This is a genomic window from Paeniglutamicibacter sp., assembly GCF_046714615.1.
Lineage (GTDB): Bacteria > Actinomycetota > Actinomycetes > Actinomycetales > Micrococcaceae > Paeniglutamicibacter.
Genome location: NZ_JBKKAP010000082.1, coordinates 135025 through 150776, shown reverse-complemented (window position 1 = coordinate 150776; position 15752 = coordinate 135025). Strand labels below are relative to the sequence as shown.

The 15752-nt window shown below is 64.3% G+C and carries 17 protein-coding genes and 1 pseudogene; 9 read left to right on the top strand and 9 right to left on the bottom strand.

Going from position 1 to position 15752, the window contains the following annotated elements; translation table 11 throughout:
• Positions 1 to 445 precede the first annotated feature (445 nt).
• Positions 446 to 631, bottom strand: a complete 186-nt coding sequence (locus ACLQ7E_RS10145; RefSeq protein ID WP_411732459.1) for a CsbD family protein — start codon at positions 629 to 631, stop codon at positions 446 to 448.
• A 983-nt stretch (positions 632 to 1614) separates the two neighbouring features.
• Between ACLQ7E_RS10145 and ACLQ7E_RS10140 the strand changes: the two genes are divergently transcribed.
• Positions 1615 to 1893, top strand: a complete 279-nt coding sequence (locus tag ACLQ7E_RS10140) for an ANTAR domain-containing protein (protein WP_411732458.1) — start codon at positions 1615 to 1617, stop codon at positions 1891 to 1893.
• A 257-nt stretch (positions 1894 to 2150) separates the two neighbouring features.
• Here ACLQ7E_RS10140 and ACLQ7E_RS10135 read toward each other — a convergent pair whose 3' ends face one another.
• Entirely contained in the window at positions 2151 to 2312 is a 162-nt protein-coding gene (locus ACLQ7E_RS10135) for a hypothetical protein (RefSeq protein ID WP_411732457.1), read from the bottom strand.
• A 349-nt stretch (positions 2313 to 2661) separates the two neighbouring features.
• Here ACLQ7E_RS10135 and ACLQ7E_RS10130 point away from each other — a divergent pair, with 349 nt between their 5' ends.
• The 5 genes from ACLQ7E_RS10130 to ACLQ7E_RS10110 all read left to right on the top strand — a co-directional run bounded on the left by ACLQ7E_RS10130 (position 2662) and on the right by ACLQ7E_RS10110 (position 5844).
• Positions 2662 to 2871, top strand: a complete 210-nt coding sequence (locus ACLQ7E_RS10130) for a hypothetical protein (RefSeq protein WP_411732464.1) — start codon at positions 2662 to 2664, stop codon at positions 2869 to 2871.
• Between the two features lie 84 nt (positions 2872 to 2955).
• Positions 2956 to 3411, top strand: coding sequence for a hypothetical protein (locus ACLQ7E_RS10125; RefSeq protein ID WP_411732456.1), 456 nt, complete (start codon positions 2956 to 2958; stop codon positions 3409 to 3411).
• 100 nt (positions 3412 to 3511) lie between these two features.
• The gene (locus ACLQ7E_RS10120; RefSeq protein WP_411732455.1) at positions 3512 to 4123 is read left to right on the top strand and encodes a DUF305 domain-containing protein; all 612 of its coding nucleotides are present in this window, start codon (positions 3512 to 3514) and stop codon (positions 4121 to 4123) included.
• A 90-nt stretch (positions 4124 to 4213) separates the two neighbouring features.
• A complete protein-coding gene (locus ACLQ7E_RS10115; protein ID WP_411732454.1) occupies positions 4214 to 5074 on the top strand; it encodes a F510_1955 family glycosylhydrolase in 861 nt (286 codons plus the stop codon).
• 38 nt (positions 5075 to 5112) lie between these two features.
• Entirely contained in the window at positions 5113 to 5844 is a 732-nt protein-coding gene (locus ACLQ7E_RS10110; RefSeq protein WP_411732453.1) for a GNAT family N-acetyltransferase, read from the top strand.
• A 227-nt stretch (positions 5845 to 6071) separates the two neighbouring features.
• Here the strand turns inward: ACLQ7E_RS10110 and ACLQ7E_RS10105 are convergent, their stop codons facing one another.
• The 4 genes from ACLQ7E_RS10105 to ACLQ7E_RS10090 form a co-directional block, all read right to left on the bottom strand.
• Positions 6072 to 6557: a peptidase gene (locus ACLQ7E_RS10105; protein ID WP_411732452.1), complete on the bottom strand. Its 486-nt coding sequence runs from the start codon at positions 6555 to 6557 to the stop codon at positions 6072 to 6074.
• 125 nt (positions 6558 to 6682) lie between these two features.
• Positions 6683 to 8407, bottom strand: coding sequence for a gamma-glutamyltransferase family protein (locus tag ACLQ7E_RS10100; RefSeq protein ID WP_411732451.1), 1725 nt, complete (start codon positions 8405 to 8407; stop codon positions 6683 to 6685).
• Positions 8404 to 8817: a hypothetical protein gene (locus ACLQ7E_RS10095; protein ID WP_411732450.1), complete on the bottom strand. Its 414-nt coding sequence runs from the start codon at positions 8815 to 8817 to the stop codon at positions 8404 to 8406. Before ACLQ7E_RS10095 ends, ACLQ7E_RS10100 begins: the two co-directional genes overlap by 4 nt.
• Positions 8818 to 8827: 10 nt before the next feature.
• The gene (locus ACLQ7E_RS10090) at positions 8828 to 9928 is read right to left on the bottom strand and encodes a DUF418 domain-containing protein (protein WP_411732449.1); all 1101 of its coding nucleotides are present in this window, start codon (positions 9926 to 9928) and stop codon (positions 8828 to 8830) included.
• Between the two features lie 91 nt (positions 9929 to 10019).
• On the opposite strand from ACLQ7E_RS10090, the gene ACLQ7E_RS10085 reads away from it, so the two are divergent.
• The gene (locus ACLQ7E_RS10085) at positions 10020 to 10391 is read left to right on the top strand and encodes an ArsR/SmtB family transcription factor (RefSeq protein WP_411732448.1); all 372 of its coding nucleotides are present in this window, start codon (positions 10020 to 10022) and stop codon (positions 10389 to 10391) included.
• Positions 10392 to 10519: 128 nt separating this feature from the next.
• Here the strand turns inward: ACLQ7E_RS10085 and ACLQ7E_RS10080 are convergent, their stop codons facing one another.
• Together ACLQ7E_RS10080 and ACLQ7E_RS10075 are read right to left on the bottom strand one after the other, a co-directional pair.
• Entirely contained in the window at positions 10520 to 11776 is a 1257-nt protein-coding gene (locus ACLQ7E_RS10080) for an MFS transporter (protein WP_411732447.1), read from the bottom strand.
• A gap of 36 nt (positions 11777 to 11812) precedes the next feature.
• Complete coding sequence (locus tag ACLQ7E_RS10075; RefSeq protein ID WP_411732446.1) at positions 11813 to 12178, bottom strand: ArsR/SmtB family transcription factor; 366 nt, start codon at positions 12176 to 12178, stop codon at positions 11813 to 11815.
• 408 nt (positions 12179 to 12586) lie between these two features.
• Here ACLQ7E_RS10075 and ACLQ7E_RS10070 point away from each other — a divergent pair, with 408 nt between their 5' ends.
• Together ACLQ7E_RS10070 and ACLQ7E_RS10065 are read left to right on the top strand one after the other, a co-directional pair.
• The gene (locus tag ACLQ7E_RS10070) at positions 12587 to 13939 is read left to right on the top strand and encodes a hemolysin family protein (RefSeq protein WP_411732445.1); all 1353 of its coding nucleotides are present in this window, start codon (positions 12587 to 12589) and stop codon (positions 13937 to 13939) included.
• Positions 13932 to 14977 (top strand): annotated as a pseudogene (locus ACLQ7E_RS10065) (hemolysin family protein). Before ACLQ7E_RS10070 ends, ACLQ7E_RS10065 begins: the two are co-directional and overlap by 8 nt.
• A gap of 156 nt (positions 14978 to 15133) precedes the next feature.
• On the opposite strand, the gene ACLQ7E_RS10060 reads toward ACLQ7E_RS10065, so the two are convergent.
• Positions 15134 to 15637 carry a universal stress protein gene (locus tag ACLQ7E_RS10060; protein WP_411732444.1) on the bottom strand — a complete coding sequence of 168 codons (504 nt, stop codon included), beginning with the start codon at positions 15635 to 15637 and terminating at the stop codon, positions 15134 to 15136.
• Positions 15638 to 15752: the final 115 nt, after the last annotated feature.

The window sequence follows — 15752 nt, the reverse complement described above, 5'->3', positions numbered from 1 at the left end:
CGACATCCGGGCCTGGGTCAAGGCCTGGAACGAAAACCCGCGGCCGTTCATCTGGACGAAGTCCGCCGAACAGATCCTCGAGTCACTGGGCCGACTTCTGAAGCGAACTTCAGGCGCAGGACACTAGTCGAACGGTTCTTCTCTCTAGCCAGACGTTCACGTGAGAGTGGATAGTTGCCCCTCGCGGGCGGTCAAGCGCTGCGCCTAGGGCACTGGATATTCACCGCAGTCGACCTCCGAAAATGACATCAGATGATTGAATCGCCTTGATGACGCGGCTCGCAAACACGTGTGCTTCAATGTTCTCCGTTGCATTGGTTGAAGCGTTCAGTGCCGCAACATCAATGCCCAATAGCAGCGGGAATGGGAAAGTTCCCCGCAAGCAGAGATCTGGAAGACCCGGATCTTCGTGCGGGAGCATATGTCACAAGCCCCTGCGGTGGGGCTACTGGCCGGTGACGTCCTTGGTCGCGTCCTTGAGGTGTTCTCCGGCCGGCTTGGCCTTGGCGACACTCTGGTCCGCGGCCCCCTCGGCCTGCAGCTTTTCATTGTCGGTGGCCTCTCCGGCCTTTTCCTTCGCCTTCCCGGCGGCTTCCTGCGCTTTGTTGCCAATCTTGTCATCGAGACCCATGGGGTCCTCCTTCGATAGATGAAAACAGGAACAATCCCCCACGGTATGAAACGTTTCTCGGTGGTCGCCGGGAGTACCCACAGTATTTGGCGAAGCCCACGGTGGCAACGGCCCGGGCACGCGGATTGGGGGTGGGCTGAAACCGGACCCCCGGATCGCTGCCTTGCTCGCCATCGCTGCCGCATGAGGCCAAGGACATATCGACGGGACCGCACCTCTCGTCATCCGGTATACCTCGGAGAAAATCAGGATCCCCGAAGCCCGGACGCGCGTCGAGGAATCTGTCCTGCGAATCCAATCCCTGCATCCTCCGGCAACATTCTCAGGCAGCTGCACGACCGCCATAACGACGGGCAAGGGAAGCAACACCGGAGGCCCGGCGCGGACTTGTTCGCCGGGCAGGTGGCCCACGCCGCTCCACGCATGCGGGTGTCGTGCCGATGAATAGGCGCGGTGGTGGCATAAACCTTTCCCGAAGAGGGGTCGGGACGATTGTTGTGCACCGGGGACCACTGCCATATGTTCAGTGTCATGGGCGCGTTGAGAATGATGGACGTTTTGGGGGAACTATGTGATCTGGTGTCCGAAATGGAAGACCTCCAGGGCCTTCTGGAGGGCATGGCCGCTCTGGCAGCCACGGGATTAACACGGGTCGCCGGATCGAGGGTTGAGTGTTCGCTGGTTCTGCATCGGAGCAAGCTGCCGGCGGCAATGGCCGGAAGCGATGATCGGGTGATACTCCTTGATGGCGTGGAACAACTCTGGGACGAGGGACCTTGCCTCCACGCGCTGCGTACCGGGTTGCCGGTGATACTGGAGGACGCCTCGGATTCCCGCTGGCCGGGGTACGGGCGTGAGCTGAAGGCACAGGGCTTCGCCGGAGTGCTGGGGATTCCGCTGGATCTGGGACCCAGGGCAGCTGCCACGCTGAATTTTTTGCTGCCGAAACCGGTGTCTTCAGCGATGGCATCACCCTGGACGCCATGGGTTTCACGGATGAATGCCGGCGGGCGTTGTCCCTGGCCCTGAGGATCGCCGATGCCGAATTGAGGTCGGAGGATCTGGCCGCCGCCTTGGAATATAGGACTCCCATTGACCTGGCACGCGGCATCCTGATGGCCCAGAACCGCTGCACGGCGGCAGAGGCGTTCGAGGTCCTGCGCAAGGCATCGAACAACCGGAACCAGAAGCTACATGCCCTCGCCCTGGAGATGTCCGCCCGTTTTGCCCAGTCGCACGGACCTGCACATTTTGAACCCTAAGCGACTACTGCGGACATCGTTGGCGGGATCATCGAGGGGTAAACGATGTGGAGCGCGAGGATTAAACGGGGTACGCGTTAAGACCGGGATAGTTGGGGGTATGGTTACCCCTACTTCATTGCCTCGGGATGGTTTGGGTTGCCTGCGATTTAGGGGCCGGCCAACTGCCTGCATCCGGCGCCGCCCAGCCACACCGGCGTGATTGCTAGCTCGGAATGGCGGCTTTGTCTCAGCGCGGTTTGGCGGTTGCTCGTCCTCTAAGCATCCTCCGCCGTTTCGGCAGGTGCATTCTGGATTTCGGAGGCGAGTTCCACCTCCTTCTTTGCAGCATTCAAGATGGCCACCGCACGCCTCACCCCGCTCTGCCGAGAGGCGCTGAAATCGGTGCTGCCGGTGATGACCACCGGCGTGTAGCGCACGTTCCTAAAACGCCGATGAAGGGCGCTGCCTTCCCCCAGTACCGAGCGAAGGACAACATCGGTTTTTTCCGCCAGCCCTTGAAATTTGGCGGGTTCCCTTCCCTGGCCGCCACTATCTGTTCCTCCAGAAGTTCCAGTTTGCGAAATTTATGCATTGGATGAGAATATCCGCATTTATTGAAAGTCCTTGCGGAGATGAAAAGAGTGCCCGCGGCAGCCGCGGGCGTGCATGCACCATCCGGGCCAGATGTCACTTCTTTCCTTGGCTCATGATGTGACTGCCAACTTTGTTTCGCGCATCATCGGAGCGTCGTTGGGCAATTGCCATGTCCTATAAGCCGATCGTTTTATGGGAGTAAAGGCGAGACGGCACAAACGGCTGCGCCCTCATCTGCAACCCGGTGATGCCCGCGAGGCTTCTCCCCTAGCCTTTGCCGGAGTCGCCATCTCCCCGGCACTGGCCGCGATCCTGATGTCCGTTTCCACCATTGTGGTTGCCCTGAACGCGCAGCTTCTGCTCCGGCTCAGGCTCAGGCTCGACCCGACCACCAACCACTAGGCCACCATCCGCCAAGCCGGGACGCCGGACCCCGGAACGCCCCGGTAAGCTGGAGGGCAGACAATCGAGCGAAAGGCGGGAGACATGGGCATCGGAAAACCGCTGCGTCATCGCGCCGCGCCTTTCCTCCCGCTACCGGCCCTTGTGGGGCTGGTCCTGCTCATCCTGAGCCTGATGGGGATGCACACCATCACCGGCGCCCACGCCGGAACATCCATGGCAGGATCCCCGGTGGCGGCTCCCGCGGCCGGCGGGGGCCACCACCATGCCGGTCCCGCGGACCACACCCACGATTCGTCGGTGTCCTCCCCGGCGACGGCCGGGGCGGAGACGGAATGCCTCAGCTGCTGCGGCGACATGCCGCAGGCAGCGGGCTGCGACCTGGCGCCGGTGGCCGGCGGCATCTCCTGGCTTTTCCTCCCGGTGCTCCTGGTGCTCCCCGGTGACCTGGGCCTGCGCGGCCCGCCGCCGGTCACCGGCGCCACCGATTACCTCCCACCCCCTCCTTCACTGATCGAACTGTCCATCAGCCGCACGTAAAACCTTGGCCCCCGCCACATTGGTGCGGGCCAGTTTTCGCGCGGCCGCACCCCTGCGGGCCGATCGACAGCATTCGAACGACTTGTGAAGGAAAACCCCCATGAAACGCCTGACCCTTATTTCGGCGACCGCTCTTGCAGCCGCCCTGGCACTGACCGGCTGCGCCACCGACACCGGAACGGACACCACCACCACCACTCCCGGCATGGACCACGGCACCATGTCCGCCTCCCCGTCCGCCCAAACCCCCGCGGCGGCAGACCCCAACAGTGCCGATGCGATGTTCGCCCAGATGATGATCCCGCACCACGAGCAAGCCGTGGAGATGAGCGAGGTGATGCTCGCCAAGGACGGCATCGACCCGGCGGTCACCGACCTGGCCGAAGATATCAAGGCCGCCCAGGGACCGGAAATCAAGACCATGACCGGCTGGCTCAGTGCCTGGGGTGAGCCGGCCACCATGTCCGGGGACCACGGCATGGAGGGCATGATGACCGAAGACGACATGGCAGCCCTGGAAGCCGCCCAGGGAACCGAGGCCGCCAGGCTCTTTTTGACCCAAATGATCAAGCACCACGAGGGTGCCGTCACGATGGCCGAGGAAGAAGCCGCCAAGGGGTCCAACCCGGACGCCGTCGCCCAGGCGGAAAAAATGGCCCAGGACCAGGGCGGGGAAATCGAGACGATGAAGGACCTGCTGGCCGGCCTCTAAAGGCACCGCGCCATCTGGCTGCGGGGCGCACGATGCGCCCCGCAGCACCCTCGTCATCGCCCCCCTTTTTCCTGTTTTGGAGACTCCCTCATGATCCGTCCTTCCTTTTTTGCTGCCCACACCAGGGGCCGCGTGGCCGCCGCCGCTGCATTGGTGTTGCTCCTGACTTCGTGCACCCCCGCATCCCCCCAGGGCCCGCAACCCGCCGCACCGGCCCAACCCTTCGCCCACATCCACGGCATGGCCGTCGATTCCGACACCGGAGAGGTCATGCTGGCCACCCACGACGGGCTCTTTGGCCTCGGCTCCGGAACCCCGGAAAAGATTGGCCCCGCCATCGACCTGATGGGCTTCGCACCCGCCGGCAATGACCACTACTACGCCTCCGGCCACCCGGCGCCGGACACCGGCCTGCCCGAACCCGCAGGACTGCTCCGCTCCCAGGACGGAGGGGAAACCTGGCAACAGCTCTCCCTGGGCGGCGTCTCCGATTTCCACGCCCTGGCGGTCACCCGCAGCGGAATCATCGGATTTGACGGAACCCTGAAGACCACCACGGACCTGGAAAACTGGACCACCCGCGACGGAGGCTTCGACCCCTATCACCTGTCAGGGACACCGACCGGCGATGTCGTGCTGGCCACCACGGAGGCAGGCATGCACCGTTCCACCGATGGCGGGAAAACCTGGACCGCGCCCTCGGAAGGACCTGTCCTGCTGATGACGGCCTTTGCCACCGCTTCTACGGTCATCGGCATCGCACCGAACGGGGCCGTGCAGCTGAGCTCGGACGCCGGTCGGACCTGGCGGGCCACCGGAGCGCTCACCGGCCAGCCCTCCGCCCTCGCCGCCGCCGTCCCGGACGAGCGCCCGCAGATCTGGGTTGCCACGCCCACCGGCATCGAACGCTCCACCGACGGCGGACAAACCTTCAGCACGGACGGCAAATGATCCCCCTCGGTTTCCGCCCCCACCCCCGGGAAAACACCATGCCAAAACCCACACATGCAGACGTCGCGATACGCCCCGCCACCTCCGCCGACCTCCCCCTAACGTCCCACTGGCAATGCCGGTTCCTGCGCGACGGACTCTTTCCCCGACTGGGGCCCAGGTTCGTCCGGCACTGGCACGCGACCTTCCTCGACGCCCTCTGGGGGTTCGCCTTCATTGCCGAAGCCCAGGGACCGGACGGACCGGTGCCGCTGGGTTTCCTGTTCGGCTCCAGTGACCAGCTAAGGCATGTCGATGACGTTCTGCAATGGCACCGCACGCGGCTGGAGCTCCAGGGCGTTCTCGCGCTGGCTGTACGACCCCGGCTGTGCCTGGGGTTCATGCGCACCCGTGGAAGATCCTACCTTCGCCGACTGCTCAAACGGCCGGTCACCGCGACGGCTCCTGCAACCGGACCGATGACGGCGACCGTGCCCCGCATCGCCGTCATCACCGCTGTTGTGGTGGACCCGGCATCCCGGCACCACGGCATTGGTGGACAACTGGTGGAACATTTCCTCGATCGGGCCGCGGAAGCAGGGGCTCCCCTGGCCGAACTGGTGACCAAGGCCGGCCCCGTCGGGGCCGGCCGCTTCTACGAAGGGCTAGGCTGGACGCCCGTGCACGAGCACACCACCAAGGACGCAGAGACCGCCAAGACCTACCGCTTCCAATTGACCCCAGGGACACCCGGTTTCGATCATCCCCCCGTGCAGGAATTTCCGGAATAGGCCTTCCGCTTACGGACGCAGTTAGGCAGTGAAGACGACTTCGGAAATCCCATTTATCGGAAGAATCTTCCTGACATCCGTTTGCTCGGAATCTTTGGGCCCTGGATTGCGGGACATGGAAGAGGTCCCTCGGTGATCCGCGGGGACTCCCTAACGATCCATTTATGAGATCCTCTGCAATTCACGATTGATAGCACGGCACCCAGGCAGTCGTCGGGTTTCGCTGGCTAGAGGTCGCTTAGTCCTATCCCCTGGTCGTCAAGACAGGGAGAGTTTTTTCCTGCCGGTGGGCCGACGGAGCGCCGGCATGTACAGGCCGGTCCCTTAACAGCGGGCATGGCCAGCCAGAGGAAACGTTGCATCTTGTTGTAGGACCCGAAATCCAAGACCGCGCCGTCGAGTTTGGGCGCAAGTTCGCGGCTGACACTGATCATGACTTCTTCGTTGTCCTGCCCGGTCGACCCATCGGAGGAAGTTGTACCGGATCGCGGGCCGCTGACCAAGCATTGAAGAACTTTCTTCGGTACTGTCCGTGAGAAATATAGGCCTTGCTTTCGGCAGCCGCCGTCTGCCTGGTAGCAATGCAGTCGCCCGCCGAACACGGTGATCATCGTCAACGCTTCCTCGGTCACGGTGAAGCTGCCATGGCCGGGAATGCTAGCCGCCAGACTTCGGCCATCCGTGGCCGCCGTCTCCATTCTGGCATTTTTCATCGTTGAATCTCCTGCTTGGATGGTGCGAGGGTGTTGCTGTTTGCGCCCTGGATGTTCGTAGTCGTCTTGGTCGCTACCTTGTCGGATTAGGGGAACGCAAGGTGGCGTTGCAGGTCTCGGGGGGCCTAGTGGTCGGTGTCGGCGACGTCGTGGTCGCCGTCCCGGCGCGCATCGGTCGCCCCGTCGATGGTTCCGGTGTCGTGCTCAACCCAGAGCGCCTGGATGGATCCGAAGATGCCGTCCGCTCGCGTGGTCTCCCGCAGGGTCCATCCATTGGATCGGGCCAGGGCCTTTAGGGTCGTGCCGGCTTTCCCTTCCACGGCGAGGATGCCTCCTTGCAGGTGGAAGCGAGGCCCGTCGACCGCGTCCTGGACGGGTTGGCCCTGCAGCAAGACGGGAACCAGCACGGAGGCCAGGATGTTGGGGATTTGTTGGCCCCCGGGGGTGCCGATCCCCATCACCACGCGGCCTTGCTCGTCCAGGACCATGGCGGGGTTGGACCAGGTGACGGATTTCCGGCCGGGCTCCGGGCGGTTCTTGGCCGAATCGACGGTCTCGAACCTGCTGAGCTGGTTGTTCAGGAAGAAGCCCCCGACGACATCGCTCTTGGTCCCTCCCCAGAAGCTGGTGATCGTGTTCGTCATCGACACGGCCATGCCGTCGCGATCCACGACGTTCAGGTGGGTCGTGTTTCCCGGGTCGATGTCCCCGGCCGGGGAATCCTTGGTTGCCTGGGCATCCAGTTTGCTGCCGATCTTGAGGTTTTGTTCGCGGTCAAGGACCTTGGAAAGGTCAACGTCGACGAAGCGCTGGTCACCGAAATTCTCCGTGACGGTGTCGCTCGCGTTTGACCATGCCGCCATGAGTTTGTCCACGTAGGGTGCGGACCCGGGGGTGTCGGAGGCTATGCCGGCGCCTTCGGCTTGCTGGAGCATCTGGATCAATCCGGCCCCGGGAAGCGCGGGCGGCGCGGTGACCACCGTGTAGTCGCCCACGTCCCCGCGGACGGGTTCGAACTTCTCGGTCTGATAGTCGGCAAGCGTTGCGGCGTCCAGGCCCTTGACCTGTGTCAACTCATCGGAGATCGAACCCTCATAGAATTCGTCGCGTCCGCCCTCGGCAATCGTCTGGATGGTTTGTGCCAGCTCGGCTTGCTTGAGGGTTTCCCCTTCTCGCAGGACGCGGCTGCCGTCCTTGGTACGGAACTGCCGGTGTTCTGAAACAATCTGCGACCCGATCCCGTCGTTCATCCGTTCGCCCAGGAACTTGGTGATCTCGAACCCCTCGCGGGCAAGATCCTCGGCGGGCTGCAGCAATTCTTCCCACGGCATCGAGCCGTATTTTACATGCAGTGTCGCCATGCCGTCGACGAACCCGGGCACACCGGTTCCGGATTCAGGGATCTTCCCGTTCTTGGCCACGACCTCGCGGTAATCGAAGGCCGCAACCTCCTTCTCCGGCTCGGCGATGAGCGTGACACCGCCTCCACCGATGCCCGAGGCGTGCGGTTCCACCACCGACACGGCAAAGGCCGTGGCAATGGCGGCATCGGCGGCGTTGCCGCCCTTGGCCAGGATATCCATCCCGACCGCCACCGCCTCGGGATGGCCCGCGGCGACACCTTCCTGGCTCAGCGCGGTGCCCGGTGGCGCCGTCACGGAAGGGGGCGTTCCCGGGGTCTCGGACGCCGGGCCGGGGACGGACATCGCCTCGGTGAGGGGCTGGCTTGAGCAACCCGTCAGCAACGCAACGGCGGACAGAAACCCGATGACGGTCCGGCGCAACTTCAGGGTCTTCCGTGGGTCGGTGAAGTCCGGCCGGTGAGAAGGGGTGAGAGGCTCTTGGTTCATCGTTCGGTCTCCTGGTTGGTTCGTGATCGGCGCCGCGTGCGGATCATGAGGAACGTGCCTACGAGCGCGGTCGCTGCCACGAGCCCGGCCAGCCCGAGAAGCCCGGGTGAGAGGAAGCGATGCCCGTCATCGGAACCCGGCTCGGTCAGCTCGCCCGGTTCGGTCGGGTCGGTTGCTTCCGCGCTGGATTTGGGTTCCCGGGGCGACCCGTTGGGGGCCGTGGGACTCGTTTGGTCTTCGAGGGAAGAGCCCTTCACCGTGAAGGTGTGGGATCCGCTGGCCGGTCGTTCAACTGCGTGCGCCCCCGGGATGCCCAGGCCGAGAAGGAACAGCAGCGAAGCCACTGCGATGCCGATGGCTCGGGCCAGGGGGTTGTCCCTGGCCCGCAGCGGGTGGGTGTGGTCGTCCATGGTGTCCTGACTAGATGGTGGCGGTGCGGCGGGCAAGGCGGACCGGGAGTCTGAGTAGGCGTTCCAGGGGCCCCTGCCCGCGGCGCGGAACCCACAGGTGCGCGCAGATGATGCAGAAGGTAGAGATGAGTGCGGCGAAGGCGATGCCCTCGAGGGTGGTGTGTGGGTCGGGCCGAACGAAGATCGCCAGCAGCACCAGGTGCATGACATACATCGTCAGGGAGAGCCGTCCCAGGTGGATCAGCGGACGGGCGTGGCGGGCCAGCCACGGTTCGACCAACAGCAGAAGCCCCACGAGGGCGGCGGCGGACCCAATGCCCGAGAGCAGCCACAAGGGCGCCTGGGAATGGTCATAGCTGGCCAGAAGCCGTGCAAAGCCGCCGTCTGTCGGATCGATTCCCGTCGTCATGGCCAGCAGGCGAGACAGGGCGACCCCGCCGACCGTGGCGGCCATCCCCCCGACCAGAAGGGAGAGCTGTAGCCGACGATTGCGCAGGTCCAGCCGGCTGAGGGTCAGCCCTGCCAGAAGCGGAACGAGCCAGACCAGTGCCGGGTAGGGACCGGTCATCACGATTCCGTCCAGGATGGCCAGCGGGTTGCCGGAGACCAGGATCGGGGTTCCGCGGAAGGCCTCGCCGCGCAGGACCAGCGCGCCCATCCAGGCCAGGGGCGCAACGATCATGAGGGCCCCTGTGGCGAGGGCGAGAATCGAGGTGCGAAGCCGGGTGAGCGGTATTGCCACGAGGAACAGCACCCCGTACACGGCCAGGATGACGCTGACCCCGTGGTTGATGGGTTGCAACGCCAGCCCTGCCACCAGCAGGAGCAGCGCCCTCCACACCAGCGTGGTCCACTGTTCACGCCAGGGGCGTTGCTTGGCGGGGTGCGTCAACATCCCAAGGCCGATTCCGGCCAGGAACACGAAGAGCAGGGAGGCCCGGCCGAATGGGAGCATGAAGAGCCGTCCGAGCAGGTCGTCCGCTTGCTGGGGACCGACGTTCACTGCGATCATCCCGATTACCGCGAACGCCCGGGCAACATCCAAGGCAATGGATCGTTGGGGCGGAGCGACCGGGGGTGAAATGGTGGGCGTTGGCGTTTGCGTATTCACGAAGCGTCAGGTCCTGTCTGCGGGTGGGGGGCAGTCCACGGCGGCAAGTAAGCGCGTCGGAGTTCCTGGGAACCGACGCCTATGACATTATATGAGTATGAACGCGGACAATGTTGAAACAACCCCGCCGGTCGAACCGGAGTTCATCGAGCTGGCCGGCGAGGTCCTGGGCCTGCTCTCGGACCCCACGCGAATCCGGATAGTGTTCGCGCTCGAGCACGGCGAGGAGCTTTCGGTGGGTGATTTGGCGAAACTTGTCGAGAAGTCGCCCTCGGGCGTATCCCAGCATCTGGCGCGGCTGCGCATGGCCCGCATGGTGACCACGCGCCAAGACGGAACGAAAGTGCTGTACAAGCTCATCGACCACCACCCCCCACGGGTGATCCGCGAAGCGGTTCGACAGGCGGAGCACTCGGTCTCCACCGGAAACCAGCTCCCCCTGCACCATACATCCCGGGGCTGAGCCTTCCCTGACGGTCCACCGGGCGCCACCACGCCCAGGTCTGGTGTTGACGCGATGCCCTCGACGGACCCCGGGTCTTGTCCTGGACGCCTGCCCCGTGACGACGGTCATTCAGGAATGACCCCTTCTTAGCGCCCTTCCCGGATGCCGGGAAGCGTGGCTCCGGGGGAAGGCTGCACCGTTCCGGGCGGTGTGCGCCAGGTGGCGAACGCAAGGATCGCCCCGAGGGTCCCGATGGCCACCAGCGCGACGGCCGTTGCCGGCAAGCCGAACACCGCCCCGAGCGTTCCCGCCAGGGGGTAGGTGAGCAGGAAGCAGGCGTGCGAGAGGGAGAAGTGGGCGGCGAAGATCCCCGGCCTGGTTTGCTCGGTGCTGTTGCGCTGCAACAGGCGCGAAGACGGGGTGAGGATCGTGGAGGTCGCCGCCCCGATGACGAACCAGATCCCGATCAGCGCGAACCACTGCGCCTGCCCGGTTCCCCACTGCAGAACCGCGGCACCAGCCAACAGTGCCACGGGCAGGGCTGCGGCACCACAGAACATGACCCTGCGATCCGGGAAGCGGTCCAGCAGCCGGGGAATGTTCAGGGCCACGATCATGGATCCCGCCCCGTTGGCCGCCAACATGATGGCGACGTCGGCCTGGGAACGTGCGAGGTCCGCCTTGACCAGGACGACGGTGTTGACGATGACCATCGCCGTGGTGGTGGCCACGACCAGGTTCAGGGCCATCAGGCCCCTGAATGCCCGGCGCACCCAGAAGGCCCGGACACCGCTGGTGAGACGGTCGATGAATCCCACACTTGTCGGCGGTTCCGTGACCGGTATCCGGGTCAGGGCCACCAGGAGTGCCGATCCGATGAATCCCACCACGGTTCCCGAAAAGAGGTTGTGGTAGCTCAAAACCGTCAGCAGCGCCGCCGCCAGCATGGGGCTGACCAGCGACTCCAGGTCGTACGCGAGCCGCGAGAGGGACAGTGCGCGGGTGTATCCGCGTTCCTCGGGCAGGACCGAGGGGATGAGCGCCTGGAACGCGGGGGTGAAGGTCGCCGACGCTGACTGCAGGAGGAAGATCAGCACGTAGATCTGCCACGCCTCGGTGACAAAGGGCAGGCAGAGGGCCACGGCGGCACGCACGACATCGGAGCTGACCAGCAGCCGCTTGCGCGGCACGTGGGCCAGAAGTGCGCTGATCAGCGGGGCGACGGCCACGTAGGCGACCATCTTGATCGTCATGGCCGTGCCCATGACGATCCCGGCATTCCCCCCGGCAAGATCGAAGGCCAGCAGGCCCAGGGCAATGGTGAGCAACCCCGTGCCCAGCAGGGCGATGATCTGTGCGCCGAAGAGCTTGGCGTAAACGGTATTGCGGAGAACGGCGAGCATGGGCCGACCTAACGTTGAACTGACTGGCGGGAGGGCTTAGCCCTGGGGAACATCGTGGTGGGGCGGCATCTGCCCGTTGGCCAGGGAATGTTCGCCCTGCTTGATGGCCTCGCTCACGAGCAAGGGTGTGTGTTCGTCGGCCAGGCGGTAGAGAACTTTCGTTCCGTCTTGGCGCGTGGTGACCATGCGGGCCATGCGCAGCCGCGCCAGATGCTGGGAGACCCCGGACGGGCTTTTCCCCACCTCGTCGGCGATGGCGTTGACCGGGAGCTCGCCCGTGCGGCGCAGGGCCAGGACGATCCTGATCCGCGTCGAATCCGAGAGGATGCCGAAGACCTCGGCCGCGAGGTCAACGAATCCCGACAAGGGATCAACGCCACATATCTTCTTCTCCGCATTCATACGCAGACTATAACACCTTGAAGGGTCGGTGAACCGGCGTGCCGCCGAAGCACCACCCATGATTCCGACGCCGGAAGGGGCACGTTCCCGGCGCACGGAAGGGCGCCGGGAATGCCGGCGGGGGTGGGAGGTTATCCGGTTTCGGGGCTCCCTTGGCGTGCGGGAACGGCCGCTGCACCCACGCCCGATTTCACCGCGACCTCCTGCCGGGTGGCCTCACGGGGCAGGTCCGCCGTTGCGGAAAGGTTCACGGGAATTTGGGAGCTTTCACGGGAAGGAAACGCGCTCGCCTGCCTTTTGGCCCTCGTATAGTTGTTCGTACTATGGATGACCCCCCTTCACATATGCCCTGGCCCTTCTCCCTATCTGCCGGATTGACTCCGATACCCACCGGAGAGGGGCGCCCCAATGTATGAATGGATCATGATCGGCATTGGCCTGATCCTCACCGTTGGCACCGGGTTGTTCGTTGCCTCCGAATTCGCGCTGGTTAATCTGGACCGCAACGACCTTGAAGCCCGCGCCGCGCGCGGTGAAAGACGCCTGGGCCCCACCATCAAGGCCCTGAAGATCACCTCGACCCACCTCTCCAGCGCCCAACTAGGCATTACGCTGACCACGCTGCTCACCGGATACACCTTCGAACCGGCGATCAGTTCGCTGCTGCGCGGGCCATTGCTGGGCGCCGGGGTTCCGGAATCGATCGTGCCGGGCATCGGCGCGGTGATCGGCATCTTCCTCGCCACCGTCTTCTCCATGATCATCGGCGAACTGGTCCCCAAGAACTTCGCCCTCGCCCTGCCGTTGGCCACCGCCAAGATCGTGGTGCCCTTCCAGGCCCTATTCACCACCGTCTTCAAACCCGTGATCCTGCTGTTCAACAACACCGCCAACTCGATCATCCGTTCCTTCGGCATCGAGCCCAAGGAAGAACTCTCCGGGGCACGCAGCGCCGAGGAACTCAGCTCACTGGTCCGCCGCTCCGCACTGGAAGGCGTCCTTGACCAGGACCACGCCACGCTGCTGCACCGCACGCTGCGCTTCTCCGAACACAGTGCGGCCGATGTCATGACCCCGCGCGTGCGCATGGTCGCCGTGGATGCGGAGCACAACGCCGAGGACATCATCGCCCTGGCCATCCAGACCGGCTTCTCCCGCTTCCCGGTGATCGGCCGGGACCGCGACGAGATCATGGGCGTGCTGCACGTCAAGCAGGCCTTTGCGCTTCCCCTGGAACAACGCCCAACACAGCTCGCCACCGACCTGATGCACGCGCCGTTGCGCATCCCCGAATCCATGGGCGTTGAATCGCTCCTGGGACTGCTGCGCCAGCAGGGCCTGCAGGTGGCCATCGTCTCCGACGAACACGGCGGCACCGCCGGCATCGTCACCCTCGAGGACCTCGTGGAGGAGATCGTCGGGGAACTCGAGGACGAACACGACAAGGTCCGTGTCGGCGTGGTGAAAACCGGACGCTCCGTGACCTTCGATGCCTCCCTGCGGCCCGATGAATTGCTGGACCGCACCGGGATCAAGGTCCCGGACGGCGAGGAGTATGACACCCTCGCAGGCTTTGTCACCGACCGACTGGACCGAATCCCCGAACTCGGCGACGAAGTGTCCCTATCCGAGGGAACCCTGCGCGTTCAACGCGTGCTGGGCACCCACATCGAACGCCTGAAATTCACTCCGGGTGACCCCTCTAAGAGCGAACACGACCAAATCATCGAGAACATGACCCAGGACCTGACCCATGAGTGAATATCTTCCCGGAATCATCTGGCTCGTTGTGCTGCTGGTCATCAACGCGTTCTTTGTCGGCGCCGAGTTCGCCGTCATCTCCGCCCGGCGTTCGCAGATCGAGCCGAAGGCCGAGGCCGGATCCAAGGCGGCAAAGACCACCCTCTGGGCAATGGAACACGCCACGCTGATGCTGGCCACCAGCCAGCTGGGCATCACCGTGTGTTCCCTGGTGATCCTGAATGTCTCCGAACCGGCGATCCACCACCTGCTGGAGATCCCGCTCGGCTTCACCTCCCTGAGCGCGGAGGCCATCGGCATCATCGCCTTCATCGCGGCGCTGCTGCTTGTCACCTTCCTGCATGTCGTGATCGGCGAGATGGTTCCCAAAAACATCTCCTTCTCCGTTCCCACGCGTGCGGCACTGATCCTGGCCCCGCCGCTGGTCATGGTGGCCCGCATCGTCAAGCCGGTGATCTGGACCCTGAACGGCATCGCCAACTCCATCCTGCGCCTCTTCCGGGTGGAGCCCAAGGACGGGGCCACCAGCGCCTACACCCTCGATGAGGTGGCGAGCATCGTGGAGCAATCGACCCGCGACGGACTTCTCAGCGATGCCAGCGGCACACTGAGCAAGGCATTCGAGTTCACCACCAAGAAGGTCTCCGATGTCGAGGTTCCGATCGGCGAGCTGGTGTTGCTGGGGCAGGACTCGTCCCCCGCCGATATCCAGCGCGCGGTGGCCAAGCACGGCTACTCCCGGTACATCCTGACCGACGCGCACGGCGAGCCCTCGGGGTACCTGCACCTGAAGGACGTCATGGACCTGACCACGCCCCAGAAGCTCGACGAGGCGGTTCCGGCCAAGCGGATCCGCGCGCTGGCCTCCACATTCAGCGGCGGCGAGCTGGAGGATGCGCTGGCGGTCATGCGCCGCACCGGTGCCCACGTGGCCCGGGTGTTCGATGCGGCGGGGAACACCACCGGTGTGTTGTTCCTGGAGGACATCATCGAGGAACTGGTTGCGAGGTGCAGGACAGCACGAGCGCAGCTTCCTAGCCACCTGAATCAATCCATGCGCTCATAACCACATACGAAAAGGTGCGCTTCGTCAAGAAGCGCACCCTTTCTGTAGGACGCCAGCATCGCCAGGCCGAGCTAAGAAGCGGTGTATCCGGCGGCCCCGCGTGGGTCCACGGTGCAAACATGCACAAACTATCTCCGGCGCCCTTTCGGCTTGGGCACGCCTGGCACCACCAGCACTGGTCGGTGTTGGTGCGCGGTGAGATGCGCGGCAGTGGCACCGTTGAGTAGTCGGGAAACGTGCGCCCCGAAGGTGGGTCCCCGGGTTCCCACGATGATCATTGAAGCGTGGGTCTCCGAGGCCAGACGCGCCATGGCCTTCCAGATCTCGCCCGCCAAGATGCGTAGAGTCCAGGCGGGCGTGCTTCCCACCATGATCGCCTCAATGCCGGCAAGGATTTCCAAGGCATCAGCGGTCATGTCCTCATCGATGTCGCATGGATGCAACGACTGGTCCGTGATGTCTTCCTTGAAGTTCCACTCCGTCAGGTAGCTGTTGGGATCCACGTACGCGAAAACAATTCCACGATCAAGCTGCTCAGCAAGCACCAAAGCCTGCGCGATGACCTCGGGGTGTTGTTTGGGAATGACCCCGACGATCAAGGGGCCCCAGGGTGCCGCGTCATTCGGAGACATGCCTACTCACGGAATCCCTCGGAAAACGCCGTTCCAAGTTCAGCATGACGGAAAGAGGCCGCGGACGGAAGCGCCCGCGCCTCCCCTGGAGTTGGCCTGAGCCCATGTGGCAGGT

Coding starts and splice junctions, on each gene's coding strand:
- ACLQ7E_RS10145 (WP_411732459.1), bottom strand. CDS start 631: ATGGGTCTCGATGACAAGATTGGCAACAAAGCGCAGGAAGCCGCCGGG.
- ACLQ7E_RS10140 (WP_411732458.1), top strand. CDS start 1,615: ATGGGTTTCACGGATGAATGCCGGCGGGCGTTGTCCCTGGCCCTGAGG.
- ACLQ7E_RS10130 (WP_411732464.1), top strand. CDS start 2,662: ATGGGAGTAAAGGCGAGACGGCACAAACGGCTGCGCCCTCATCTGCAA.
- ACLQ7E_RS10125 (WP_411732456.1), top strand. CDS start 2,956: ATGGGCATCGGAAAACCGCTGCGTCATCGCGCCGCGCCTTTCCTCCCG.
- ACLQ7E_RS10120 (WP_411732455.1), top strand. CDS start 3,512: ATGAAACGCCTGACCCTTATTTCGGCGACCGCTCTTGCAGCCGCCCTG.
- ACLQ7E_RS10115 (WP_411732454.1), top strand. CDS start 4,214: ATGATCCGTCCTTCCTTTTTTGCTGCCCACACCAGGGGCCGCGTGGCC.
- ACLQ7E_RS10110 (WP_411732453.1), top strand. CDS start 5,113: ATGCCAAAACCCACACATGCAGACGTCGCGATACGCCCCGCCACCTCC.
- ACLQ7E_RS10105 (WP_411732452.1), bottom strand. CDS start 6,557: ATGAAAAATGCCAGAATGGAGACGGCGGCCACGGATGGCCGAAGTCTG.
- ACLQ7E_RS10100 (WP_411732451.1), bottom strand. CDS start 8,407: ATGAACCAAGAGCCTCTCACCCCTTCTCACCGGCCGGACTTCACCGAC.
- ACLQ7E_RS10095 (WP_411732450.1), bottom strand. CDS start 8,817: ATGGACGACCACACCCACCCGCTGCGGGCCAGGGACAACCCCCTGGCC.
- ACLQ7E_RS10085 (WP_411732448.1), top strand. CDS start 10,020: ATGAGTATGAACGCGGACAATGTTGAAACAACCCCGCCGGTCGAACCG.
- ACLQ7E_RS10080 (WP_411732447.1), bottom strand. CDS start 11,776: ATGCTCGCCGTTCTCCGCAATACCGTTTACGCCAAGCTCTTCGGCGCA.
- ACLQ7E_RS10075 (WP_411732446.1), bottom strand. CDS start 12,178: ATGAATGCGGAGAAGAAGATATGTGGCGTTGATCCCTTGTCGGGATTC.
- ACLQ7E_RS10070 (WP_411732445.1), top strand. CDS start 12,587: ATGTATGAATGGATCATGATCGGCATTGGCCTGATCCTCACCGTTGGC.
- ACLQ7E_RS10060 (WP_411732444.1), bottom strand. CDS start 15,637: ATGTCTCCGAATGACGCGGCACCCTGGGGCCCCTTGATCGTCGGGGTC.